The following is a 26,024-nucleotide window of genomic DNA, read 5'->3' on the forward strand; positions in this document are numbered from 1 at the left end:
CTTCTTCCTGTGATGTGTACAGCTGTACAGCTGAACATGGGATTCCTGGCTTTCAGACTGAAAGCCACACCGGTCCATCCTCACAATCACACCCGGAAGTCCTCGTCAATCACCTTCCAGGCGCCGTCCATGCTGAAATGCTTCTTAATATAATCCTGGGTCCTGCGGCACAATTCCCGGCAGCGCCCATTATCATTGTAAAGCCCCACAACCCGGTCCGCAAATGCTTCCGGCTCATCCGCAATCTCCAGCACGGTCTCCACAAACGGTATCCCCTCCGCACCCGTGGATGTGGTCACAATGGGGGCGCCGTTATAAATGGCTTCCACCACCTTGCCCTTGACCCCTGCGCCGTAACGCAGCGGGACCACCACCAGCTTACAGGTGGAATAAAGCGCCTCCAGCTCTTCCTCGCTGACAAAGCCCTTTATGATGATCCCCTCTTCCTGGCCAAGCGCCTGTATCTCCTCTGTCACCTTCGAGCCTACCACATAGAACCGTATGCCCGGGATCCGTTCCCGGATGGCAGGGAATATCTCCTTTGCAAACCATAAAACCGCATCCGCATTGGGGGGATGGGCAAAGCCACCCACAAACAGAAGGCCTTCCCTCTTAGCAAAGTCATCCTGTATACCGGACAGGAACGTGTCATAGACATATGCGGTAATGGCCTTTGCGTTGATGCTTCCGTCAATGGCATGGATTGCATCTATCTCCACATAGGACGGATAGTAGGAAACCGCCGCCTTATGCATCATGGTCAGCTCCACTGATTTCCAGTAATCCGCCTCCCGCTTGATGTTAATATCCCCGGTCAGCCCATACTCCCTGCCCAGCCTGAGGAAATGAAGGTCGTGTCCGTAATAGATGACCTTCATCTTCGTATAATCCTTAATATAATCCACATACTTGGTGGCAATATGCGGTCGGTTCAGATATGCATAGTCCATCTCGTCCCCATTTGTCTTAAGCCAGTCCCAGATGCCGGCTGCATATCCATCCCCGTACAGAACCTCTATGCCCATCTGCTGGAGCGTGGTGGAGTATGGTTCTTCATGGAGGAAGTTGTCTCCCAGGAATTTTACCACAAAACCCTTTTTCAGGAACATTTTCAGGTACTGGTACGTGGTCTTGGAACCAGCGTCCTTATCAAACGTGGGCACATAATGGTCCACCACCAGGATGATTTCCTTTCCCTGGCTGCGCTCCCTTGCCCTGAAGGGGTTGGGATTGCCGGTATTGACACACTGCTGTTTCAATTCCTCCGCCCATTTCTCCTTAAGCTTCCTGCTGTTTTCCACCTGGTAGCGTTTCAGCCCGGCTCCGTTTACATCCGTGCCATTGGACACTCCCTCAAAATGGATTACCTTTGAAAGGGGCTGATACACGACCCGGTATCCCGCCTTCCTCACCTCGAAGGCAAGGTCTGAATCCTCACAGTACGCAGGGGCATACCGTTCGTCAAAGCCTCCTATCTGCTTCCACAGCGCGGTGGACAAAAGGATGGCTGCGCCTGATATATAGTCTACATCTTTTACATAATTGTATTCTGCCTTGTCCGGATCATCCAGACGCCCATAGTTCCAGCCGGAACCGTCACTCCAGATGATCCCGCCCGCCTCCTGGAGACGCCCGTCCGGGTAAACCAGCTTGGATCCCACCATTCCGATGGTGTCATCCGATTCAATCAGGTCCACAAGGGAGGAAAGCCACCCCACAGTCACCTTGGTGTCGTTGTTCAGGAACATGAGGTATCTGCCCCTGGCCGCCCTGGCCGCCTGGTTGCAGTTTTTCAAAAAGCCCTGATTGGTCTCATTGCGGCAGATAACCAGGCCTTCCACATACTGCCCCAGACGGGCCGTGGCATCCGTGGACACATCGTCCGCAATAATCACCTCATAGGTCACATCCTTTGTAAATTCCAGGATGGACTGAAGGCACGCATAGGTATAATGCACCTGGTTATAGCATGGGATTATAATGGAAACCAGAGGTCCGTCCCAGCCATCCGGGCCTTCCCCGCCCTGTCCCGGCACCTGCGGGAATATAAGCCTGCCATACTTAAGATAGTCCTCTCCTATCTTAAAATCCCCGTCAATCTGGTTGCGCCCTGAGCTGGTGGCGTAAAGCCTGCCATAGCGGATTGGATGCTTAACCGTATTAAAGCAGTAATTCAGGACCTTGCGCTTTTTCGTCCCCTTTGGAAACGCCTTATTGACCTGGGTGCCCAGCCTGCGGCGCGCCTTGAATATCAGGGCCTCATGTCCGTTTAAATAAGTGGCCAGCTTGCCCAGTTCCTCAATCTCATGGCGTAAATCCTTAATCATCACTTCCAGGTTGGCAACATGATTGTTGGTAAGGCGCTGCACTTCCTGCTCCTTGCGTATCTGGAAATTCTTTTCCTCCACCTCTGCCTGAAGCGCGTTTATCCTGTCCCTGGCCTTGGTAAGCTCTCCATCTGTCTTCTTTAACTCATTAAGGCCTGTAACCTTCTGGCTGTACCTTGCCAGATATCCCTGGCTGCCATCCCCGTGCACATAGGACTGGAAGGCTTCTTCCATGGATGCATACAGCGCCGCCATCTGCCTGGATATGGAAAATTCCTCCAGAAATCCCTCCAGACCCGGGTACTTAAGCAGCCCCTGGTATTTATAATAGAAGTAGGCAAGGTTGCGGTACTGTACGAAATGGGCCGGGACCGGGAAATCGAATACCCACTCATAGTCCAGACAGCAGAGACTTTCATCCCCTGCCGGACCAGCCTGTTTAGCCGGTCCGCGGTCATCCGCATCCCCCTTCACAAGCATCAGGTTCTCGAACAATCCGTCTATATTACTTACTTTATAGGAAATGTCGTCTATATCCGGTATTTCCCCAAAGACCTCCGTAAACTCCGGTGTCACGGCAAATGGCATGGTCTGGTCCTTGTCCACATCAAAAATCACCTTCATGGCCGCCCGGATATCCTCCACCGGAGCCTTTCCGTTCCTGATCCGGCTGCCCAGCTCCTCTGCCAGGGTAATCCCCCGAAGGAACCGGAACCGCACCGTCATGCCGTCCTCTGCCAGCAGCGGCTCCAGTACACGGACCGACGGGTTAAATGCCTTCAGCTGGGCGTATTTCTTTGCAAAGGAAAGGATATGCCAGCTTCCCTCGCTGTCCAGGGCCGCCTTTTCCACATACCGTGTTCCATTTTCTTCCAGAATGCTGGTGCGTATCTGAAAGCCCTGCTTCCTGGTGCGGTTATATTTTACATAAACCGTCTTCTGGAGAGGCGCTTCCTTTGACGCAATCAAAAGGAAGCCATTGGAAAACCTGGGGAAATCCCCCTCTTCCAAAAGCATGTCATAAACTTCTTCCTCATTCAGGCAGGCATATCTGGGCCTGTCATAGGATACGTCCATATGGGCGATGTCGCCCTTGCCCGGAAGATACCGGTCCGAATAAATGGATACAGGAAGGCGGTAATCCGGCATGGGATAATAAAATTCCATACTTGTAAAACCGGCTTCATGAAATGCAGACAAAAGGCGGCCCTTTGTATAGGATGCCTCCTCGCCGTCATGGTCACCGCCCGCCAGGAACCTGAGGCCCATTGCATTTTCACAGGCAAATACAAGCCTGCCTCCGTCCTTCAGATATCCTGCGGCCCTGCGGACCGTTTCCTCAAGCGGTTCCTCACGTCCGGGTCCCACAAGGAAAACCCAGTCATACAATGACTCCCGGCCTTCCAGGTCTCCCCTGTCCGGCAGGTCTCCTCTGTCCGGCAGGCCTTCCCCGGCTTCCAGCCCATAAGTTATATTTCCCCTTGCCTGGTTCCGTTCCCGGTTCACTAAAAGGTTCTCATCCCTGTCATCCACCACGGTCACGTGGGCGCAGCGCTCTGCCAGAAGCCCGGTAAACACGCCGTATCCCGAGCCGATCTCCAGGACCTGTTCCTGCCCGGTCAGATCCAGCCATTCCAGAAGGTTTTCCCGGATTGGCGAAAGGGCGTGAAGCACCTGTGGGCGTTCATCCTGTTCCAGGGCCTGGTCCATGCCTTCCCGGGTACTGCCATATGTCTTGAACAGATCTAAGATTTCATAACTGATATCCTTCATGAATGTCCTCCGCCACAGCTTTTCTTCTCCGCCTTCACCTGGGATTCCATATCATAGACACCCACCGTGTTCTTATTGGAGATGACCGTAATATTCGTCACATTGTACAGGCGGTGATAGACCACATGTTCTCCGTGCTCAAAGCCCGTACAGGACATGCTCAGGAGATATTCCCCTCCCTGAAGCGTCATTTTCTGGGAAAATTCCACCGTGTATTCGTCCCCGCGCTTCACCGGCTTTATATCCGCGCCTTCAAACATGGTATTGGTCCCTGTCAGGTCGCTGCCCTTCTTGTCCTTGATGGTGTAGGTGAAAATGGGGGCCTGGATATCCGTATTAAAACGGATGCATTCCCTGATGGTGAAGGTTTCCCCTTTTAACAGCAGATTGGTAAGATTGCCCCGTTCGTCAAACAGGCCCAGGTCATAAATCTCAGCCCGGCCGTCCCCGTATTCCGTCCTGTCATAATTAATGGTCAGCTGGTCCTTCATAAGGCCTTTGCCATGTGCGGCACTGCCGTCCTGCCGGGCGCCCGTCCCTTTCCGTCCGGAGCCATCCGGCTTCCCTCCGGCCTCTGCGCCTTCCTGCCCCATCTCCATGCCGCCGGAAAAATCAGACATTTCCACTTCGTTTTTCTTCTCAAGTTCCGCTTTCAGCGAATCCAGCTGGCCAGCCAGTATTTTCTTATATAAATCCACCATATGTCCGGGAGCGCCTTCCGACACAAATTCCCCTTTATTAAGAAGCACGACCTTGTCACAGTATTTGATGATACTGCCCATATCGTGGGTCACCATCAGGATGGTGGTTCCCTTCTTACGTATCTCCTCCATCCTGCGGTAACACTTGGACTGGAAAAAAACATCGCCAACGGACAATGCCTCATCCACAATCAGGATTTCCGGGTCCACATTGATGGCTAACGCAAAAGCCAGCCGTACAAACATACCGCTGGAATAAGTCTTGACCGGCTGGTACACAAAATCCCCGATTTCCGCAAAGTCCAGGATATCCTGAAGCTTGGCGTCCATCTCCTTTTTCGTGTATCCCATCATGGTGCCGTTCATATATATATTTTCAATTCCTGTATAATCCATATTAAAACCAGCGCCCAGCTCCAGAAGGGCCGATATCTTACCGTCCACCCTGGCCTCTCCCGTGGTGGGCGTCAATACCCCGGTAATGATTTTCAATATAGTGGACTTGCCGGAACCGTTGGTTCCGATGATTCCCACTGTCTCCCCCTTCTTCACATGGAAGGAAAGCCGGTTCAGTGCATAAAAATCCCTGTGGTAATTCTTATGGGAAATGCTCATGGATTCTTTCAGACGGTCAATGGGTTTCTCATATAATCTGTATACCTTGGTCACGTCCGCGACCTTAATGGCGTACTCACTGTCCTTTTCTCTATCTGGCATAACTGTCTCCATCCTAATACTGCATACTTTTCCACTTTAGGCATAAGTATAGCATAGAATGTGGGATTTTTATACCTCTAACAATATTTTTCAAAAAAAGTTAAGGATTACCTATTGACAAATGCAACTGTATATACTATAGTTACAGTAACAACTGTATCAAAATTAATTACAGAAAGAGGAGGCGTAAAATGACGAAATGGACCTATCTCATAGCGGCGGCATTTCTCTGTACCGCGGCATTGACAGCCTGCAGCACATCCAACAGTGCCGGCGCAGCACCAGGCCAGGGTAATATGGCCACACAGGGCGAAAGCGTCTATCATAAAATCTCAGCAGAAGAAGCCAAAGCGATGATGGATAAAGGCGGCGTGACCGTGGTTGATGTACGCAGGGAAGACGAATATGCGGCCGGACACATACCAGGCAGCATCCTTGTTCCCAATGAAGGAATCAGGGACACACAGCCCGAGGAACTTCCGGATTTAGACGCAGTCCTTCTGGTCCACTGCCGTACCGGAGTCCGCAGTAAACAGGCATCGGATAAGCTGCTGGAAATCGGATATAAGAATGTCTATGATTTCGGAGGCATTGTGGATTGGCCTTATGAAACAGTGACAGAGGACTAAAATCCATATTTTCATAAGTCAAGCTTAACAGCAGATAATAATATATTAGATTTAAGAATGAATGTTTCGTGACCTTTGTCACATAACTATACGCCAAAATGTGGTATGCTATAACCAATATAAGAAATAATATTAATGAATATAAATCAGGAGGTTCTATTATGGCAGTAAAACATTTATCTAAAAGTGAATTTGATCAGGCAGTAAACGCTGGTGAGGATCTGGTAGTAGTTGATTTCTTCGCAACATGGTGTGGTCCGTGTAAGATGCTTACCCCGGTTGTGGAAAGCATGGCTGAGACACATCCGGAAGTACATTTCTACAAGGTTGATATCGACGAGGAGATTGACCTGGCATCCCGTTTCCAGGTAATGAGCGTCCCCACCCTTCTTTATATGAAGAAAGGCCAGATTGTCGGGAAGTCCGTTGGTCTTGTTTCAAAGGCTGATATGGGAAACGAGATTGCACAGAATAAATAATGCTCCCTCTTCTTTTTTATAATTATATATAATTGACCGGCCGGCAGCAATGCCGGCCGGTTGTCTTTATTAAACCCATTAACCATATTGAACCCATTAACCATACCGGACTTTCAAGCGCGCACCAGCGCCTGTTCCAGCAGACTGCACATCCTGTCCCTGTCAGCCCGGTACGCGATATAAACCGGATTTTCTGCTGACGCTGACGCCCGGTCATCCGTAAACAGTCCGCCTCTGGCATAACCATGTCCCACATCAACATCACACTTCTGGCGCACCACTTCCGTCACCACTTCCGGATGACTCACGTACATGACAGCCAGCACATCGTGGAGTGCACTCTTTTTTACGGCCCTGGCCCCCAACCGGTTAGCTGCATCAATCCGGTTAATCAATAAATCAGCGGCAAATGCACCGGCCAGGCTCCCGGTCTTCCTTATCCTCCCAGCTTCCTCATAGCCAAACCAGGAACTGTGGGTGGCATCCAATGTTATCAAAGTTGTTTTGATTCCTGATTCCAATACGATCTTGGCTGCCTCCGGATCATTATAGAAGTTGATTTCCGCACAGGGTGTCATGTTGGCCACATGTACGCCGCCTCCCATACAGACAATCTCCTGTATCTGATTGCAGATTCCCGGTTCAATCTTAAGGGCAAGCGCTATGTCCGTCAAAGGGCCGACCGGGACCAATGTAACCGGTTCCCTGCTATTCATCAATGTGTCAATCAGCCAGATGACTGCCGGAGTCCTTTCTTCCCTTCCTTCCGGTTCAGGCAGGTCAAACTCCTTTTGATGCACAGCCACGGCCTTCCCATCAACGATTCCTTCAAAAGACTGTATATCCGTGTTCAGGCGGCTGCCCGGGAGAAGGTCTGCCACCAGAGGGCCTGCACTGCCCTTATAAACCTTAAAACTACCGCCGATTAATTCCCTGATTTTCAATGTATTCTTAAGCGTATATGCAAGGGGCTGATTCCCATAAGAAACCATTACCCCCAGAACCTCAAACTCCTGTGACATGCAGGCATACATAAGCGCCACCGCATCGTCACTGCCCGTGTCCACACCTAAAATAATCCGCTTCTTCATTCATATCACCATTTTCACTCAATCCTTACGATATCAGATGTTTCCAGCGCATACTCTGATAATTCCTGACCGATTCCAGGCAGTTCAGGTATATCAAAATAACCGTCAACTGGCTGGTAATCGTATTTACAGAGCTTGATATTGTCGTCAATCAGCGCCACCGCATGGTGCTCATGGATAACAAAGTTCGGTATGGCTGCCTCCAGCTGAAGCGCTGCCGCCGTAGCCAGGGGGCCTCCACAGATGTGAAGCTGTACTCCGATATCGTATACATGGGCCATGTCACATATCTTCTTAGTCTCCGTAAACCCGCCTGAATTCCCCATATCCGGCTGTAACACCTGTAGGGATGCATCTTCTATAAACGGCCTGAACCCCCAGCGTGTGTAAATGCGTTCACCGGCAGCTAATGGCATGGCTGTCTGGTCCGATATCTTTTTCATTAATTTAGGATTCAGCGGCATGGTGGGTTCTTCCACGAAACTGCATTCCAGGTCCCTCAATCTTTCAATGAGCTGGACAGCCGACTTTGTGTCTGTCAGTGCATGGAGTTCTATGATGATTTCCAGCCCCCTTCCGCCCCTTTCCCGGATTGCCTTCACACGCTGGTAAGCCAGGTCCAGTTCCGATGAGGACAGGAAACCTGTCTTGGTGGACTTCAGCCAATTACCTTCCAGGTCGTAGCCAATGGGGTCAACCTTTACAGCCTGATACCCCTCTTCCATGGCCTTGGATGCTGCCTGGGCATAGTCCTCAGGCATAATCATTGCCCTGCTGACCGGACTCCAGTCAAACTGGATCTGGCTTGCATAGCATTTAAGTTTCCGGTTGGTTTTCCCTCCCAGCAGTTTATGACAGGGCACTCCTAATGCTTTACCCTTGATATCCCACAGTGCAATATCGATGGCACTGATGCCGGCCCAGATAACGCTTCCCCCTCCCATTCCCCAGAATGTAAGGCGCATCAGACTTTCCCAAATAGCTTCCGTATCAAACGGGTCCTTTCCAATAATCAGCCGGGAGAAATCCTGACAGATACCAAACGCTGCCTGGTTCGCATCACCATATGTAAGTCCGGCTTCCCCATAGCCGCTTATTCCTTCATCTGTATTAATCCTGACACAGATAGGTGTGAAAACAGATGGATTCGTCCCTCTTGCCTTCACGACCTTAATTACATCCACACTTGTAATCTTCATTTCAAATCTCCAATCACTCAATGCCTTACCGGCAGATTTCGTTTATATATGGAACAGACTCTGCTGCACCAAGCTTTGTGGTACTGATGGCAGCCGCCTTATTAGCTGTCTTCAGTGCCGCTGCAAGTGTTTCCCCCTTGGACAGCATTGCGGCCAGATACCCCAGGAATGCATCGCCTGCTCCGGTAGTATCCACAGCCTTTATCTCATCCGTTCCCAAAAAGGTAATCTCCCCATGGATTCTGGCACAGCATCCCCTGGCGCCAAGGGAAATGATTGGTATTTTAAACCCCATGTGTTCCAATACCACCAGGGCTTCCACAACCGATTCCTGATCCGTTACCCCAATTCCTGTCAGCTGTTCTGTCTCCACCTCATTAGGCTTTACGATATCTATGTATCCGGCAATCCCTTTATCCTTTAATATGTCTAAATCCCCGGAAGGGTCAACTACCACTGTGCAACCCTTTTCCCTGGCAGTTTTTATGGCTGATGCAATGAACGCCTTGCCGTATTCCAGCGTTATCATGAATATATCCCCATTGCCCGCAATCTCTTCCAGTTTTTGCAGCTGTTCTGCCTCATTTCCCAGACTGGCTCCCGGAAAGCAGATAATCATATTCTTTTCTTCACCGTCAGCCCAAACCTGTGCAATGCCTGTTTCCTGCCCTTCCATGCAAAGGAGGTGGTTTATGTCCACACCATTGTCTGACAGTTTCTTTCTGATAATCCCTCCGTTCGCGTCCATGCCCACACTGCCAAGAAAGAAACAATGACCGCCTGCCCGGGCCGCCGCAACCGCCTGGTTGGCGCCCTTCCCTCCCAACTTTTTACAAAAATATGGTGTGTATTTCGTTTCCCCCACAAGAGGAAAATGTTCCACGGACATGATTTCGTCTATATTCGCGCTTCCTATATTTATAACCTTTGTTGCCATATATCCCCATCCCCATTCTAGGTCATGTTTACAATGTATCCCTCAGTTTTACCACCCGGTCCATAAATGCTTTTGTCCTGTAATAATCCACAGGGTTCTGCCACTTTCCCTGCGCCTTAAACGTACTGCCCACAATCGCCCCATCGGCAGCGGACAGCAATTCCGTAATATTCTCCTCTGCCAGACCGCTTCCAAGAAGGACCGGAATCCCGATTGCAGCTTTACATTCCAGGACTTTATCTACCGTAGGAGGCATTCCTGTGTCAAAGCCGGTAACAATGACCGCGTCCCCGCCCTGGGCTTCTATATCCATTGCCTGTTCCTTTACACTCCTGTCATGGATGATATAGTGGCTCCCATGTTTTACGTTCACATCACACAAAGCCAGGATATGCCCCGCTTTCAGCCGGTCCCTCATCCTGGACACCCTTCCCCCTGCCCCATTCACAAACCCTGACTGGGAAATGAACGCGTTGCACCATTCAAACACCCGGATCCATCTGGCCCCTGCTGCAACAGCGCTCGCCATGGCACATTCGGCACCATTCATATGGCACTCAGCCCCCACCGGTATGGAAACATGTTTCCCTACTTCGTAAATCCCTACCGCAAGGGCTGCCGCTGTCTCATAACCAATATCTTCAGGCCGGTTATAGGGTATATCCCACATATTTTCCACCTGAACCCCGTCAACTCCCGCATCCTGTAGTTTTTTTGCTTCATCAACCGCTATTTCCAATATTTTCGTCATATCCATGGATGCAGGGTCATACATGGGTGAACCTGGAAGCGGTCTCAGATGTACCATGCCGATTATGGGTTTTTTCTCGCGGAATATACTTTGTAACTGTCTCATGTCAGCCTCCTAAATATGATTTTTTCACCTCATCGCTCTGCTGCAATTCCCTGCTATAACCGGACGCAGTAATATGTCCCAATTCCAGGATATACGTACGCCTGGATGTATTCAGCGCCATGAAGGCATTCTGTTCCACCAGGATTACCGGAATTTTCCTCTGGCTGTTCACTGACTGGATTACCTCAAAAACCTCATCCACAATAATAGGCGCAAGTCCCAGGGACGGCTCATCCAACATCAGTAATCTGGGATTGGACATCAGTCCCCTGGCTATGGCCAGCATCTGCTGTTCCCCGCCTGACAAAGTCCCGCCTGCCTGGGTCAGCCGTTCCCTCAAACGTGGAAATATGTCCAGCACCCCATCCATTTCATCCTTCAGCTGCCTGGATGACAGCTTTCTGGAATAAGCCCCCATCTCTATGTTCTCCTGTACCGTCAGCTCATAAAAAATCCTCCTGCCTTCCGGAACGTATACAATTCCCTCCTCCACTATCTTGTGGGTATGCATGCCGGTAATATCCTTACCATTATATATGATCTGCCCTGATTTCGGCCTGTTGTCTCCCATTATCGTTGTCATCAGGGAGGATTTTCCTGCTCCGTTGGCTCCGATGATGGACACGATTTCATCATCCCCCACTGTCAGGCTCACATCATTTAAGGCCTGTACCTCACCATAAAACACATTCAAATTACTGATTTCCAGCATGGTTACACCTCTTTTACCTTATACCTATCACCCAGATACGCCTTTATGACCTCAGGATTGTCCCTGATTTCCTTCGGGGTTCCCTCTGCAATCTTCTTACCAAAATTAAGGACTGTGATTCTGCTGCTGATTGCCATGATTACATCCATGTTGTGTTCAATCATAAATACGGAAATGCCTTTTTCATGAATTTTCCCTATAATATCAGTAAGGCCCTTGCGCTCAGATGGGTTTAATCCGGCAGCCGGTTCATCCAAAAGAATCAGGTCAGGGTCTGTAGCCAGGGCGCGCCCGATTTCCAATACCTTCCTGTTCCCATAAGGAAGACTGTGTACCTTTTCATTTGCAAGATGCCCAAGGCCTATGAAGTCCAATGTTTCCATAGCCTTCTCATCCCGTTCTTTCTGTTCCGCCCGGTTCAGACGGGGGACAAACATGGTTTGAAGCATCCCATAATTATTTGTCACCTTAGCCGCTATGCTCAGATTTTCCATTACTGTCAAGGTATCAAAAAGCCTGATATTCTGGTAGGTCCGGCCAATGCCTTTTCCCGCCCGCTGGTAAACCTTATACTTATCAATCACTTCATCCCTAAAAAATATATTGCCTTCATTCTGGTGGATTTCCCCGCAAATTAAATTAGTAATGGTTGTTTTCCCGGCGCCGTTGGGACCAATCAGGGAATGAATCGAGGCCTGCTCAACATCCATGGAAAAATCACTGACCGCCTTTAATCCGCCAAATGACTTGGACAAATGTTCGATTTTCAGAATTGCACCCATTTTTACCTCCTCCTAAAGCCCTTAAATCCGCCATCCACAAATTCCATGCTTCCCACGTATTTAAGCATTTGGGGCTGTTCCACATGGCCAGCTTCCTCCAATAAAGCTTCTGATATATATATCTGCCTTAAATCAGCTGTGTTTTTTATCATCACAATCCTTGGGTTCCTGGTTGCATCCCGGCGGATACATGTATAGAGGCACATCCTCAAAGCCAGTTCGTCGGTTTCCATCACAACCGGGAGACGGATTCCCTGGGTATCGTGACACGTGACCGCGTTTACATAGACCGGGGTAAAGTCTATCTTTTTATGAAGCCGTTCCGTTATCACATCCGCATTCCCCATACCCGCTGCATTTCCACCGGATTTTTCCGTCAGGTCCCATACACATATCTTTTCCGCATGGGGCCAATCCTCTCCCAACACGCAGGAACGCCCTGTTATATTTGTATCCATTCCCGCTCCGCTGATTTCCTTCCCCATCTCCTGCACCAAAAGCACATCCAGATGGTCAAACGGGATTCTTGGGAGAAGGGATTTAGAATATCTTAAAAGCCCTGGTTCCTTTTCCAGTATCTCCTCTCCGGGTATAGCCTCTATACGTGCAACCCGGTGTCCGGCATTCTCTATTACACCAATTCCCATCAGCACAGGCGCATTTTCAAGGATGACCTTTCCGAACTCCTGCAGATTGCGGCTCATATTAGGGAAACCCAGTTTATGGCAGATAGACGCCCCATACTGTTTACCCAGACCGATGACCAGCATTTTTAATATACCGCTTTCATAAGGCCCCCTGAATTCCGTATGGGCCTTAATCCTGGCAATCGGAATAATATGATCTGCATGGAATGCCAGACTATCCATACATACCGGAAATCCTTGATTGCTGGTGCCTATCTCCTCGGTCTCCATGGAAGATGCAATCCGCACCCCCAGGCGCTCTTCTGTTATGCCCAAATGATATAATACGTCTTTCTGTCCCTGGGCAGTTGCCCCGCCATGACTTCCCATGGCCGGGACAATGAACGGAGCAGCTCCTTTTTCCTTAAGGATACCGATCAGTGTCTCCGCAATATCCGCAAGCCCATTGATTTCCCTGCTTCCCATGGCAATTGCCACCGTGTCATCCTTTTTGATTTTCCGCATCGCAGTACAATGTTTTAGCTCTTCCGCCAACGCCGCTTTTATATCCGTCAGCTGCGGTTGATCCTGCCTCATTTCCATAAGGGAAAAATCCGGCAGCTCCACTTCCTTAAGCAGCCTCTCAAACAACTCCCTGTCCTTCATAGCCTACGCCCTTCCCCTGTGTTTTTTTATTTTTGACCTTACAAACTCAGGGACAGATACGAAACCATAAGGAATGAACATGACCATGATCAGCATCAGCGTACTGAATGCCAGCCAATAATATTCCCCCAGGAACTTTAACATTTCCGGCAGGATGGTGACAACAATCCCGCCCATGACACAGCCGGGAATCGTACCCAGGCCGCCCAGCATCAGCATCATGATGAATTTAACCGTGAAATCAAAATTAAAGTCAGATGGATGGATGAACTGGAACATATGGGCGTTCATGGCGCCTGCAAAAGTCATGAAGCAGGATCCAAGTATATATGCCTTAATCTTTATGGAGGCCTTATCAATCCCACATCCCTCCACCGCCACATCATTATCTTTTATGGCAATGAGCATCCTGCCCCATTTTGAATCAATGACACGTTTGGAAATGACCATTGCAATTATCATGAAAAACAATGCCAGATAATAAAAATTCCTGGGATTCCCGAAATTGATTCCGATTAATTGATAGGACGGTATTCCTGCAACACCGTTTGTACCTTCGGTGAGCCATGTCATATTGGTCAGAAGGAGCCTGGTCGCTTCCAGGAACCCCAAAGTGGCCAGAACAAAATACACCCCTTTAAGCCTCAGGCTTGGATATCCAATCATAACACCAATCACCAGGCCGAACAGGACCGCGGCAATGGTTCCAAGCCATGGGGAAATCCCCAGCTTTACACTTAAAAGTCCGGTCATGTAAGAACCAAGTCCAAAAATCGCTGCCGGCGAAAAGTCAAACTGTCCTGACAGTCCCATCGTAAAATTCAATCCCAGAACCGCTATGATATAAACAATCGTTTGGTTCATCAGTATCTGGTTATAGTTATTACGGCTTAAAAACGGCAATCCAATTGCCATCAGCAGGCAAAGAGCCAGAAGAGCAGACCTTTTGCCATTCTTTTTCCTATCCATTTACTTATCTCCTTCCTTACGACCTGGTAATCTTAACCTTGCCTAATATTCCATTGGGACGAATCAGCAGGAAGATGATAAATACAATGAACGACACGGCATCCTTATAGATAGCAGGGCCAAAATATGTATACATATTCTCAAGGATTCCCAGAAAAAGTCCTCCTATGATTGCTCCGGGAATGGTTCCAAATCCGCCCACCACACATGCAATGAAACCTTTTGTGGCAATATTTCCCGCCATGGATAAATCCACATTGTAAATAGGAACAATCAGCATGCCGATAACTGCACACACGCTGGCGCTCATGGCTATGGTGATGATATTGCACTTCTGGACATTGATTCCCATGTAGCCTGCCGCCTTCTTATCCTGGTTCACACACCGCATGGCCTTCCCCAGCTTTGTCTTGAAGTAAAACAGGTTCTGCAGATAGAGAAAAATAAGCGCCATGGCAATGATACAGATATTTGCATTGGAAATCGAGAGGGAACCGAATTTAAGATATCCTGTCAGGAATCCAGGAATGCTGAAAGGAGCTGCGCCCCACGTAATCCTTACTAACTCCGTTAGTATCTTTGACAATAAGACAGTTCCGAATATGGCAAACACATTGGACGGAAGGTTTCTTAAGGGGTTGAAAATCCCCAGGGCCACAACCGCTCCAAATACCGCCATGAAAATCAATGTAAAAATAACTGCAAAAATGTGGTTAAAGCCCATCATTTTCACAAACAGGCCGCCAAATACATACGCTCCTAATATGATGAATTTTTCATGGGAAAAGTTCATCAGGCCTGATGAATTGTATATGATTGTTATCTCAAATGCCACAAGAAAATAAATGAAGCCTGAGGCGCAACCATTAATAACCAATTGTAATATTGACTGCATATCCAACCTCTTCCCTGCGTTGTGCACCAGGCGTCCGTCCATCAGACGCCCAGTGCGTATGGCCTACTGCTCATATCCGTCTTCAAAAATCCTCTCAATCACATATGCCTTTCCATCTTTTACCTGGCAGATATTCATCTCATGGATCATCTCGCCTTTATCAGATGCCGTCATAGTACTCATGACGCCCGCAAGCCCTTTTGTCTCAGCCAACGCCGTCCTCAGCTGATCCGGTTCCGTGCTGCCAGCACGTTCAATGGCATCCTTCAGCAGATATACCGCATCATAATAAGCAGCGCTGTATAAATCCGGGTCTGAGTTGTATTTTTCGTGATATCTCTTTACAAAGCCAGATACCCTCTCGTCATCCGAATATGGCGTGAACTCACTTACCGAGCAGATTCCTTCCGATACGGATGGGTCAATCAAATCAAGAACCGTACTCATGGCAAAACCGGCGCTGCCCATGATTGGCGTGTCAATCCCCACCTCTTTAATCTGTTTTGCAATAATAGCAATTTCCGCATCATGCCCCCAGATGATCAGCGCATCAATCCCACTGTTCTTTAACTTCGTCAGCTGTCCGGTCATATCCTTATCTCCCGTATTATAACCTTCGCTGATAAAGCCCACTCCCTGTTCCTTCAATGTGGCTTCAACCACATCCTTGGCCGAGGTAGCCCAGTTATCATTGTCGAAGATCATGCCGATGTTCTTGCACTGAAGCTTGTCCGTTAAATATTTGCATGCAATTTTACATGCCAGGGAGTCTGATGGCCTTACCCTGAAGCCATATTCATTGTTAAGGTCCAGAAGTGTCGGCGAGGACCCTCCATACAGGAAAGGCATCTTCTGGTTTTTTAACTGCTCCTGGACAGCCACTACATTACTGCTCATATGCGGGCCTATGAGTGCAACAACATTTTCCGATAATAATTTATTGACAGAGTTCATGGTCCCGCTGGTTGTGGCCCCGTCATCCTCAATCACCGCCTCCAATGTCTTTCCTGCAACGCCGCCATTGGCATTGATTTCTTCCACGGCCATTGTCACCCCTTCCTTGGTCCTCTGACCATTAAGAGGTGACGGACCTGTCAGGGCCGTGGTAATACCAATCCTGATTGTGTCCCCCTTGACGGCTTCTGCCGTAGTTTCCTTTGCCGGTACTTCACTGCCCTTTCCCGCGTCAGCTTTCGGCGCAGGATTCCCGCTGCAGGCAGTTAATGCAAAAGTAAGTATCAATGCCATTGATGTCCCCAAAATTTTTTTCATAATCCTTTCCTTTCTCCAACTTAATAATTGTTAACCTTGTTCCTACAGATAAAGTAAAAATAAAACCCCCTCATCGAATTTGCGCGCATCGACATATTTTGTATATTTTATATAAGATAATACTTTCCGAAAGTATTTTCCTAACTATTTTATATCATTACTTTCCTGTTTTGTCAATATACTATAGTCAATTATTTATTTTCATATTTCTCCCCCTTGGGCTGGTTTATTTTTTACAGTTTTATTTTTCGTGATATAATGGTACTATATGGATAGATTTTAAGTCGTAATTACGGAAAGGGATGTCTTATGAATATTAAAGATATTGCCTCCATGGCCGGAGTCTCTATTTCAACCGTGTCTAAGATCATCAATGGGAAGGATGATTCCATTAATGACGCAACAAAAGAAAAGGTACTGAAAATCGTAAAAGAATATAACTATACGCCATATGCCAGATTCACAAAATCCACCCAGCGCAAATCTTTTACCGTGGCTGCCCTTCTTAAGTACAATACCGCCAACTCAATATTCCTGGATGGATTAACCGAAGCACTGGAGGAACGGGGATATCATCTTTTATATTTAAAGAATGGCCGGACGCCGGAAGAAGAAACAAAGAATATCCATTTTATATGTTCCCAGAATGTGGACGCGGTCATATGGGAACCTTTGGATGAAGAAAGTCTTGTGAATTATGGGAATTTTGAACAGAATGGCCTGAAGGTCTTTTTAATTAACTGCGCATATGAAAAAGCCTTCTGCATTGACTATTCCAAATATGCTTCCCATGCAGTAAAAGAACTCTTTCAGGCCGAGCACCGTACCATTGCCCTGGTCCATTCCCAGCCATCGGACATGCTTGACGGCATCATAAAAGGTTATAAAATGGGTCTGTATGAACAATCCCTGACCTTCAACGCAGATCTGATATACAACTATCATCACAACGAATTAATTAATTATCTGAATCTGCATAATATTACTGCACTGATTACCCCTGACATACGGACCGCCCTGATGATTTATAAGACCTTGGATGCATGCCAGCGCCATATACCGGATTATATATCTTTGATTGCCATTAACAGCAGCGCCGACCAGGAGCCGGAGTTTCCGGAATTTTCAATCATACCTGTCCCCTACAGGGATTTTGGCCGTTTTATTGCCAACAAGGCGGTTGACTACTGTGAACTCAACTCCCTGGATGAGAAAAATTTCATACCGGACATCCCGCCGATTAACAATGTGACCATCGCCCAACCAGCCCTGGGCAGGGAAAAGAATATCATTGTGCTGGGCAGCATGAACATTGATACCACACTGAATGTAAAACATTTCCCCAAACCCAATGAAGCTTCCCATACCAATAATTATTCCATCTCAGTGGGCGGCAAAGGCACAAACTACGCGGTCGGTATTGCAAGGTTAAAACACAACGCCATACTCCTTGGACGTCTTGGGAATGATTCGGATGCCGACAGGATTTACTCCACCTTAAACAGCAACAGGGTCAATACCGCCTATATACGCAGGGATCAGAATGAAATTACAGGAAAGGCATATATATATGTGCAGGAAGACGGCGAGAGTACAATCTCCACTTTAGACGGTGCCAACAACACGACGGACGACCTGTTTGTCAACAATAATGCCAGTATTTTTAAAGGAGCCCAGTACTGTATCATATCCACAGAAATACCCATGAGTGCTGTCAACCAGGCCCTGAAGATAGCCAAGATGAATAATTGTATAACGATTGTAAAACCTGTAGCTCTAACCTCGCTGGACAAACTGCAGACAAACCTGATTGATATCTTCATCCCTAACAGGACAGAGGCCCTAAGGTTAAGCGGGAACCTGACAGGTCCTGAAGAACAGGGAAAACATTTCCTCCAATACGGCTTTCACTCAGTCATCATCACACTGGGGTCCCATGGCTGTTTTTTGATGAATGACGCTGAATCCAAGTATTATGATGCAGCAGAATTTATTCCAATTGACACGACCGGCGGTTCCGACGCCTTTATAAGTACTCTGGTATCCTATCTTCAGTATGGCTATTCCCTGAATAAGGCCATCCAGATTGCCAATTACGCCGCCGGATTCTGTATCTCCAGACAAGGGGTCATCACAGCGTTGGCAGACAAGGCCTCCCTTGAATCTTATATCAGCAAAGTTAACAATGACTTACTTAAAATAGATTAATATAATAGACCAGCGCCGCCCGGCGTGTTTACACCGGGCGGCGCTATAGCGTGCTACAAGACTATTTCAATCAGTTCCGCAGGATACCCTTTCCCTGCATCCACAATCATCTGCAGGATTTATCCTTGGATTTCTTACAATCCCTATCAATTATCCCAGTATCTGTCAATCAAATCCTCCATCTCATCCACAGACAGGGAAAATTTTTCCTTGGCCTTGGAAACCACATCTTCTTTTGGAAGCCCAAACTCCTTACATACCTCCACAAGCGCGCTAAGCCCTTGTCCAATTCCCTGTTTAACCCCCTCAATCCTTCCATCTTCTATCATCCCGCGTATTGCCTCACACATATTGATTTTTCCTCCTTCCTCACAGTACATATCCTTTACCTGCTCCAGTTCAGCAGAACCCGTTACTGACACAATCACATCAAACGCATCCTCGTCCAGACACTTGAATGCATCCTCATTTTGAATTGCGAATTCCCATTCGCTTTTCTTGTCATTAGAATGTTTGATGAACCCAAACACTTCCCTCAAGTCAGTCCGAAAGCAGTCAATGTCCTCAAAGTTCCTGAGTTCCAGCACCTGAATCTTATAATTGTTCAGGATTCCCCGGAACCGGTCAGGCAGTGTTTCATAATCCATCATATGGAACAGCTCTTTTGCCCCATCATATGGCTCTTTCCCAAAATAGATACATATGGTAACAACCGGATATACCTTATCCTGCTTTGCAAATCCTCCCACATACTCAGCATCCCTTAGGTCACGCTTTCGACGGTGACGCTTTCTTATTTGCCGCAGCTGCTTGTCATAGCCGGCTGCATCTTCTAGCATGATACGAGCAGGCATGGCGTAGTGGACCTTGTCCTGATTTTCAATCCCAACAATCGCAAAACCCGTGTCAAAGATGATTTTCCTGACACAATCCCGGTATTTCTGTACCATGAACCGATTCCTTAGTTTCCCGAATACACCGGTAACATTGGAATCCATCTCCTGCACATCGTCTTCTGAAACCACCTGTTCCCCACAGAAAATAAAACCATTGATTAAATCCGCATAACGCGCCCGGTCATCAAAGTAGCGGACCAGGGAAATGTCTTTCTGACCCATACATCGTCCTTTCTTCCATTCATAACATAAGACAATACAGGAAGATGCACATTTCCCCAAAATAGCATTGATATCTGGTTCCATTATACCGGGTCTGCACTAAAAATGCAATAAATCCTGTCCTCCCATATTACCAGTCCTGAGATCCTGCCAGCGACATTGCCGGCCAATGAAAATATTAGATATGGATGGCAAATGATTTACCATCCTGTGATTGAATCATAGCATAACACATATTATCCCAAATGACAACTTCCATTTTGATAATGCCATAAACCTTACTCCGCGGAGACTGCCCAGTCTCTGTGACCCCGGTCACCGAATCACTCCCCTTTTTGTGGTATTCTTAGCACACAGACGCATCGTCAAAAAATCCGGGAGGTATTATCTTATGAAACCCCAATCCAAATCCATCGCATATATCCACAGGGATTCCTGTGTTGCCTGTGGCTGCTGCCTTAAGGTATGTCCGCGCCAGGCGCTGGATATATGGAAAGGCTCCTATGCCATCGTCAGCCACGACCTGTGTGTGGGATGTGGAAAATGCGCCAGGGAATGTCCTGCATCCGTTATTGATATTGTACCGCGGCATACAGACACCCAGGATTTATCCAGTTCCCCCATCACTTCCGCCAGTCCGGAAAAAGGAGGCGCACGCCATGAACAATAAAAATACAAAAAAAGATACCCGCCACTGGTACGACTACCTGTGGATCGCATCCCTCACCTATCTGATCCTTGGCTTTTTCAATATCATGTTTGCATGGCTGGGCCTGATCTGCTTCCTGGTCCCCCTGGCAATCTCCATAGTAACAGGATCCAAACTCTACTGCAACCGTTACTGCGGCAGGGGACAGCTGTTTTCCATACTTGGGAGCAAGCTTCACCTTTCGCCAGGCCGTCCTGTTCCGCGCTGGATGAAATCCAAAGGGTTCCGTTACGGTTTCCTGGTCTTCTTCCTGTTCATGTTCTGCCAGATGCTGTTTAATACCTGGCTGGTGTTCAGGGGTGCCTCGGGCCTGAAACAGATAGTGACGGTCCTGTGGACCTTCCGCCTTCCCTGGAACCATGCGTATCATACTTACGGCGTGCCTCTGTGGATGTCCCAGTTTGCATTCGGATTCTACAGCGTCATGCTGACCTCCACCATCCTTGGTCTGGTCACCATGGTCCTGTTCCGCCCCCGTTCCTGGTGTGTCTACTGCCCCATGGGAACCATGACGCAGATGATATGCAAGGCTAAGGCCGCGGGTTCCTGTGAGGGAAATGCATCCTGCGGCGCCTCTTCCTGCCACAGCCCTGTATCCGGATCCTCAGGCATCACGGAGCCGGACATGGATTGAGCAAAAGACATCAAAAGCATACTTTGACAAAAAATAAAAAACAGGATACACTAATGACAGATGACTGATACAAAGCAAAAGGAGTAACATCTGCCATGAGTAACGATTCCTATGATATTGCCAAAACATTAGAGGACAATTATCCCTTCTGGGACTATCTGGATAACAGCCAGAAAACCGACCTGGTCTCCTGCTCCCATATCCGCCGCTATTCCCCCGGCAGCTTCATACACAGCCGCACCGAGGAATGCCTTGGGGTCATCCTGGTACTGACAGGCCAGATACGCACCTATATCCAGTCCGAGGAAGGACGCGAGGTCACCCTGTTCCGGCTTGGAACGGAGGAAGTGTGCACCTTGTCCGCATCCTGTATGATGCAGGAAATCACGTTTGATATATTCATAGAATCCATGGAGGAATCCACACTTCTCATCACGACCGCGGCCTGTGTCCACAGGCTGATGGAGAAGAATATCCATGCGGAAAATTATATCTACCGCCAGACGGCGGAACGTTTCTCCGATGTCATGTGGTCCATGGGGCAGCTTCTGTTCTCCAGCTTTGACAAGCGGCTGGCCGCATATCTGGCGGATGAACAGGTCAAATCCCACAGCAGCACCATTTCCACCACCCATGAACAGATTGCCAAGAACCTGGGCACTGCCAGGGAAGTAGTGTCCAGGATGTTAAAATATTTTGAAAAGGAAGGCCTGGTGTCTCTCGGAAGAGGTACCGTCACCATAAAGGACAGCCAGAAGCTGCGGGGGCTTTTGAGTTAACCCGCCATTCATTTTCCTTATACATTATCATTATGCATTATCTTCATGCATTTCCTTTGCACAGATCCATCAGTGCCATCGCGCTTTTGGGAAGGAATTTATTCCTGTGATAAATGACCGAGAACTTCCGGTTCAGGGTCAGGCCCTTTATCTTAAACTCAGCCATCTCTCCCTTTTCCAGGCTTTCCTGCACCAGGAAATAAGGGAGGATGGATATTCCCAGCCCCTCTTTTACGCCATGGATGATGGCCTGGTTGCTGGCGCTCTGCCACATCGGGGTGATGGCCAGTTCCTGTGATGCCGTCAGGCCGTCAAAAATCTCCCTGCCCGCACTTCCCTTTTCCCTAAGTATGAAATCCTGGCCTTTTATCTCCCCCAATTCATTTAAGGTCTTACCTGCAAATATGTGGTCCGTGGCGCAGATAAAGGCCAGCCGGTCCCCGGGAAAGCTTTCACTGCATATATAACTGCTGTGGGCCACCCCTTCTATAATCCCAATATCAATCTCATTATCCAGGATCTGCTGTTCAATGCATCCTGAATTCCCGATAAATGCCTCTACCTTAACAGAGGGATACCGTTCCTTCAGCTGGCGGATATAATGCGGAAGCAGATAGGTTCCAATGGTAATACTGGTCCCCACCCGCAGCTGTCCTACTGTATCCAGGTCCTTAATGCCCTGTTCCATCTCATCCAGCAGATTAATGATATGCCTGGCATACTGCAAGGCCCTCCGTCCATTCTCCGTCAGATAGAGCTTGCGTGAAATCCGGTCAAACAGCTTTACCCCATAATATTCTTCCATCTCTGAAACCGCCAGGCTGATGGAGGGCTGGGCAATAAACAGCTGGGACGCCGCCGCTGTCATGCTGCCCGTTTCGCACACGGCAACAAATATCCTTAAATGGCGCAGTGTCATGGAATCCTCCTTTAATAAATGCTTCTATAATAATAAATACTTCTATATAATAAATACTTCCATACAAAATATATATAATATTTTTATTATAGTTATTATTTAATTATAGTATTTTACATATGTATTTGCAAGCTGTATAGTAAGAGGGAACAGGAAGGGGAATCCAACTTTCCATTTTTCCATTTTCCCCTCCGCACGCTCCCAGAAAGGAAGATTTCTCCATGGTTGTTAATGTTAAAGCAAAGAAGGACACACGGTCCGGCAGCAGCCGGGCTTTATTATGTAAACTTTTTATTTCTACCCTGTATCTCAGCACCTTTACCTTTGGCGGCGGATATGTCATCGTCACCCTGATGAAAAAAAAGTTTGTGGATGAATACCACTGGATTGACGAGCAGGAAATGCTGGACCTGGTGGCAATCGCCCAGTCCTCCCCAGGCGCCATTGCTGTTAACGGCGCCATTGTGGTTGGTTACAAACTGGCCGGAATGGCCGGGGTACTCACCTCCGTACTGGCTACCGTAATCCCGCCTTTTGTGATCCTTTCTGTCATCTCCCTGTTTTACGCCGCCTTCCGCTCCAACCTGGTGGTTGGATGGATGTTGAACGGAATGCAGGCCGGCGTGGGAGCTGTCATTGCCCAGGTGGTGTGGGAGATGGGAAGCGGAATCGTGAAAGACAGGCAGTGGATATCTGTATGCATTATGATTGCAGCCTTTGCGGCTAATTATATCTTCGGGGTAAATGTAATCCTCATCATCCTGTTCTGCGCCCTGATTGGCGTGGTCCGGACCATCCGCAGTGAAAAGGCCAGAAAGAAAGGAGTGCAGGCGTCATGATTTATTTCCAGTTATTTTTAAGCTTCCTCCAGATTGGCGCATTCAGCTTCGGAGGCGGATATGCAGCAATGCCATTGATACAGAATCAGGTGGTGGACCTGCACCACTGGCTGAATCTTTCTGAATTTACCGACCTGGTCACCATATCCCAGATGACCCCCGGTCCCATTGCCATTAATTCAGCCACATTTGTGGGCACCCGCATTGCCGGGGCGCCCGGTGCCTTGGCCGCTACGGTGGGATGCGTTCTTCCATCCTGCATCCTGGTAACCCTGCTGGCACGCATTTACCTAAAATACCGTGATTTAAGCATCATCCAGGGCGTCCTCAAATCCCTGCGCCCGGCGGTGGTTGCCATGATAGGCGCCGCAGGCGTCAGCATCCTTGTGACGGCCTTCTGGGGCCTGGGAGGCTTCTCCCCCAGCATCAGCGCGTTGAACCTGCGTTCCGTATGCATCTTTGCAGGCGCATTGATTTTGCTGGTACGGTTTAAGATGAGTCCAATCCTTGTCATGGTTTTGTCCGGAGTGGCCGAGACTGCCTGCCAGCTGGTTATGAGGGTCCTGTAAAATGTCCCATTGACTTTCATCTATTTCCGCTATAGAATCAAATAAGTCCCACGGCTGTAAGGCGGCTGCGGGACTTATTGCGGCTTTTGGCACTTCCTGATCAGGTTCCTGATTCATTTTCCGGTCCGGGATGCCGCCAGCATATTATGTAAATATACGGGAGATTACTTATGACAGCGGAAATCATCACTCTTGGACTTTTTCTCGCCGGGCTTGGCCTGTGCATTTTTACGGGGGCCCAGATTCTTTACGCCCTTGTGTTCGGTCTGGCCTGCTTTTCTGTTTACACTTTGTCAAAGGGGTATTCTGTCAAGGCGACCTGCGGCATGCTCGTAGAGGGGATGGGGAAGGTGAAGAACATCCTTTTCATTTTCCTGCTTATCGGTTCCCTTACATCCATATGGCGCACCTGCGGGACCATACCATTCATCCTGTATCATGCCATGGGGCTTATCAATCCGCGGTACTTTGTATTGTGCACGTTTCTGCTGTGCTCCATGATGTCCTTCCTCACAGGCACTTCCTTTGGTACCGCCAGCACCATGGGAGTCATCTGCATGCTCATATCCAATGCAGCGGGTCTGAATCCCGCCCTTACAGGAGGAGCTATTCTCTCCGGCAGCTTTTTCGGTGACCGCTGTTCCCCCATGTCCACCAGCGCCCAGCTGGTGTGTACCCTGACCAGGACTGATATCTATATTAATATAAAGCATATGTTCAGGACCTGCCTCATCCCCATGGCTGCCAGCTGCATCCTTTATGTGGTACTGGCAGGCCGCGACGGCGGGGCCAGGGTGGACTTAAGCCTGCTGTCCCTGTTTCAGGACAACTTCTCCCTGCATCTGGCTACGGCGGCGCCCGCGCTTTTGATTCTCCTTCTGGCCCTTCTTCATGTGGATGTCAAATACGCCATGGGCGCCAGCATTGCCGCGGCAGCGGTGGCAGCCCTTGTTTTGCAGGGGACAGCGCCGCTGGAGCTGTTAAAAAGTCTTTGGACCGGCTATCGCGCAGATGGGGATACCCGCCTTGCTTCCCTCCTAAACGGCGGAGGGATTGCTTCCATGGTAAAAGTGGGAATCATTGTCCTGATATCCTCTTCCTACTCCGGCATCTTCTCGCACACCCGCCTGCTGGCCGGGGTAAAGTCAGCCCTCCAGCGCTCTGCCAGGGTGCTCACTCCCTTTGGCACCGTGGTCCTGACCTCCGTGCTCTCCTGCGCCGTAAGCTGCAACCAGAGCCTGGCAACCATCCTCACCTGCCAGATGTGCGACACATTATATCCCAGCAAGGAAAACCTGGCCCTGGCTCTTGAAAATACGGTGATTGTCCTTGCAGCCCTGGTTCCATGGGGAATCGCAGGCGCTGTCCCCGTGGCAACCATCGGAGCGCCCATGGCGTGTATGCTGTATGCATTCTATCTGTACCTGCTGCCGGTGTGGAACCTGTTCACTGCCTTTTACCATGAATGGCCAGGATCACCGGTGCCTTGCCGGGATACATGATATAGGGATGCATGGTATTGGGATGCATGATATCGCGATACATGGCGCCAGGGTATGGCGCCGTGTTGATAGTGCCATGACAGACGGTACTGTGATATGCAGAACTACAAGCATTT

The 26,024-nt window shown here is 48.7% G+C and carries 23 protein-coding genes; 9 read left to right on the forward strand and 14 right to left on the reverse strand.

Translation table 11 applies throughout. From position 1 onward, the window contains the following. Window positions 1-86: 86 nt before the first annotated feature. Both LK536_RS45830 and LK536_RS45835 read right to left on the reverse strand, forming a co-directional pair. Complete coding sequence (locus LK536_RS45830; protein ID WP_227795838.1) at window positions 87-4,100, reverse strand: glycosyltransferase; 4,014 nt, start codon at window positions 4,098-4,100, stop codon at window positions 87-89. Beyond that, on the reverse strand, window positions 4,097-5,518 hold the full coding sequence (locus LK536_RS45835; RefSeq protein ID WP_025485492.1) for an ABC transporter ATP-binding protein: 1,422 nt from the start codon (window positions 5,516-5,518) through the stop codon (window positions 4,097-4,099). Before LK536_RS45835 ends, LK536_RS45830 begins: the two co-directional genes overlap by 4 nt. 191 nt (window positions 5,519-5,709) lie before the next feature. On the opposite strand from LK536_RS45835, the gene LK536_RS45840 reads away from it, so the two are divergent. Beyond that, a complete protein-coding gene (locus LK536_RS45840) occupies window positions 5,710-6,147 on the forward strand; it encodes a rhodanese-like domain-containing protein (RefSeq protein ID WP_227795839.1) in 438 nt (145 codons plus the stop codon). Window positions 6,148-6,308: 161 nt separating this feature from the next. After that, the gene (trxA, locus tag LK536_RS45845; protein WP_227795840.1) at window positions 6,309-6,626 is read left to right on the forward strand and encodes a thioredoxin; all 318 of its coding nucleotides are present in this window, start codon (window positions 6,309-6,311) and stop codon (window positions 6,624-6,626) included. A 113-nt stretch (window positions 6,627-6,739) separates the two neighbouring features. Here trxA and LK536_RS45850 read toward each other — a convergent pair whose 3' ends face one another. The 10 genes from LK536_RS45850 to LK536_RS45895 are packed head-to-tail and all read right to left on the reverse strand — an operon-like array spanning window position 6,740 to window position 16,631. Continuing rightward, window positions 6,740-7,717 (reverse strand): nucleoside hydrolase, encoded by a 978-nt coding sequence (locus LK536_RS45850; RefSeq protein ID WP_227795841.1) that lies wholly within the window; start codon window positions 7,715-7,717, stop codon window positions 6,740-6,742. A gap of 14 nt (window positions 7,718-7,731) precedes the next feature. Then, window positions 7,732-8,916 (reverse strand): mandelate racemase/muconate lactonizing enzyme family protein, encoded by a 1,185-nt coding sequence (locus tag LK536_RS45855; RefSeq protein WP_227795842.1) that lies wholly within the window; start codon window positions 8,914-8,916, stop codon window positions 7,732-7,734. A gap of 25 nt (window positions 8,917-8,941) precedes the next feature. Next, window positions 8,942-9,853: a ribokinase gene (locus LK536_RS45860; protein ID WP_227795843.1), complete on the reverse strand. Its 912-nt coding sequence runs from the start codon at window positions 9,851-9,853 to the stop codon at window positions 8,942-8,944. A gap of 28 nt (window positions 9,854-9,881) precedes the next feature. Next, window positions 9,882-10,709: a BtpA/SgcQ family protein gene (locus LK536_RS45865; protein ID WP_120055156.1), complete on the reverse strand. Its 828-nt coding sequence runs from the start codon at window positions 10,707-10,709 to the stop codon at window positions 9,882-9,884. A gap of 1 nt (window position 10,710) precedes the next feature. Beyond that, window positions 10,711-11,421 carry an ABC transporter ATP-binding protein gene (locus tag LK536_RS45870; protein ID WP_008719921.1) on the reverse strand — a complete coding sequence of 237 codons (711 nt, stop codon included), beginning with the start codon at window positions 11,419-11,421 and terminating at the stop codon, window positions 10,711-10,713. 2 nt (window positions 11,422-11,423) lie between these two features. Continuing rightward, the gene (locus LK536_RS45875) at window positions 11,424-12,203 is read right to left on the reverse strand and encodes an ABC transporter ATP-binding protein (protein ID WP_008719923.1); all 780 of its coding nucleotides are present in this window, start codon (window positions 12,201-12,203) and stop codon (window positions 11,424-11,426) included. A gap of 2 nt (window positions 12,204-12,205) precedes the next feature. After that, window positions 12,206-13,495, reverse strand: a complete 1,290-nt coding sequence (locus LK536_RS45880) for a nickel pincer cofactor-dependent isomerase, group 22 (RefSeq protein ID WP_227795844.1) — start codon at window positions 13,493-13,495, stop codon at window positions 12,206-12,208. 3 nt (window positions 13,496-13,498) lie between these two features. After that, window positions 13,499-14,464 (reverse strand): branched-chain amino acid ABC transporter permease, encoded by a 966-nt coding sequence (locus LK536_RS45885; protein ID WP_008719927.1) that lies wholly within the window; start codon window positions 14,462-14,464, stop codon window positions 13,499-13,501. Window positions 14,465-14,480: 16 nt separating this feature from the next. Further along, window positions 14,481-15,401 (reverse strand): ABC transporter permease subunit, encoded by a 921-nt coding sequence (locus tag LK536_RS45890; protein ID WP_506092173.1) that lies wholly within the window; start codon window positions 15,399-15,401, stop codon window positions 14,481-14,483. Between the two features lie 21 nt (window positions 15,402-15,422). After that, the gene (locus LK536_RS45895) at window positions 15,423-16,631 is read right to left on the reverse strand and encodes an ABC transporter substrate-binding protein (protein WP_227795845.1); all 1,209 of its coding nucleotides are present in this window, start codon (window positions 16,629-16,631) and stop codon (window positions 15,423-15,425) included. A 309-nt stretch (window positions 16,632-16,940) separates the two neighbouring features. Between LK536_RS45895 and LK536_RS45900 the strand changes: the two genes are divergently transcribed. After that, window positions 16,941-18,839, forward strand: a complete 1,899-nt coding sequence (locus tag LK536_RS45900) for a PfkB family carbohydrate kinase (RefSeq protein WP_227795846.1) — start codon at window positions 16,941-16,943, stop codon at window positions 18,837-18,839. A gap of 146 nt (window positions 18,840-18,985) precedes the next feature. On the opposite strand, the gene LK536_RS45905 is transcribed toward LK536_RS45900, so the two are convergent. Beyond that, window positions 18,986-19,957, reverse strand: coding sequence for a transposase (locus LK536_RS45905; protein WP_227795847.1), 972 nt, complete (start codon window positions 19,955-19,957; stop codon window positions 18,986-18,988). Window positions 19,958-20,348: 391 nt separating this feature from the next. Between LK536_RS45905 and LK536_RS45910 the strand changes: the two genes are divergently transcribed. The 3 genes from LK536_RS45910 (at window position 20,349) to LK536_RS45920 (ending at window position 22,079) form a co-directional block, all read left to right on the forward strand. Beyond that, window positions 20,349-20,627, forward strand: a complete 279-nt coding sequence (locus tag LK536_RS45910; protein WP_227795848.1) for an ATP-binding protein — start codon at window positions 20,349-20,351, stop codon at window positions 20,625-20,627. Then, a complete protein-coding gene (locus tag LK536_RS45915; protein WP_227795849.1) occupies window positions 20,617-21,300 on the forward strand; it encodes a 4Fe-4S binding protein in 684 nt (227 codons plus the stop codon). Before LK536_RS45910 ends, LK536_RS45915 begins: the two co-directional genes overlap by 11 nt. A 95-nt stretch (window positions 21,301-21,395) precedes the next feature. Further along, window positions 21,396-22,079 carry a Crp/Fnr family transcriptional regulator gene (locus tag LK536_RS45920; protein ID WP_227795850.1) on the forward strand — a complete coding sequence of 228 codons (684 nt, stop codon included), beginning with the start codon at window positions 21,396-21,398 and terminating at the stop codon, window positions 22,077-22,079. A 43-nt stretch (window positions 22,080-22,122) separates the two neighbouring features. On the opposite strand, the gene LK536_RS45925 is transcribed toward LK536_RS45920, so the two are convergent. Continuing rightward, window positions 22,123-22,998: a LysR family transcriptional regulator gene (locus LK536_RS45925; protein WP_227795851.1), complete on the reverse strand. Its 876-nt coding sequence runs from the start codon at window positions 22,996-22,998 to the stop codon at window positions 22,123-22,125. A 221-nt stretch (window positions 22,999-23,219) separates the two neighbouring features. Between LK536_RS45925 and LK536_RS45930 the strand changes: the two genes are divergently transcribed. The 3 genes from LK536_RS45930 to LK536_RS45940 all read left to right on the forward strand — a co-directional run bounded on the left by LK536_RS45930 (window position 23,220) and on the right by LK536_RS45940 (window position 25,908). Continuing rightward, complete coding sequence (locus LK536_RS45930) at window positions 23,220-23,837, forward strand: chromate transporter (protein ID WP_008719941.1); 618 nt, start codon at window positions 23,220-23,222, stop codon at window positions 23,835-23,837. Beyond that, entirely contained in the window at window positions 23,834-24,406 is a 573-nt protein-coding gene (locus LK536_RS45935) for a chromate transporter (RefSeq protein WP_227795852.1), read from the forward strand. Before LK536_RS45930 ends, LK536_RS45935 begins: the two co-directional genes overlap by 4 nt. Before the next feature lie 170 nt (window positions 24,407-24,576). Then, window positions 24,577-25,908, forward strand: coding sequence for a Na+/H+ antiporter NhaC family protein (locus tag LK536_RS45940; protein WP_008719944.1), 1,332 nt, complete (start codon window positions 24,577-24,579; stop codon window positions 25,906-25,908). The last annotated feature ends 116 nt before the right edge of the window (window positions 25,909-26,024 follow it).

The organism is Clostridium pacaense, assembly GCF_020709765.2.
GTDB classification, from domain to species: Bacteria; Bacillota; Clostridia; order Lachnospirales; family Lachnospiraceae; genus Enterocloster; species Enterocloster hominis.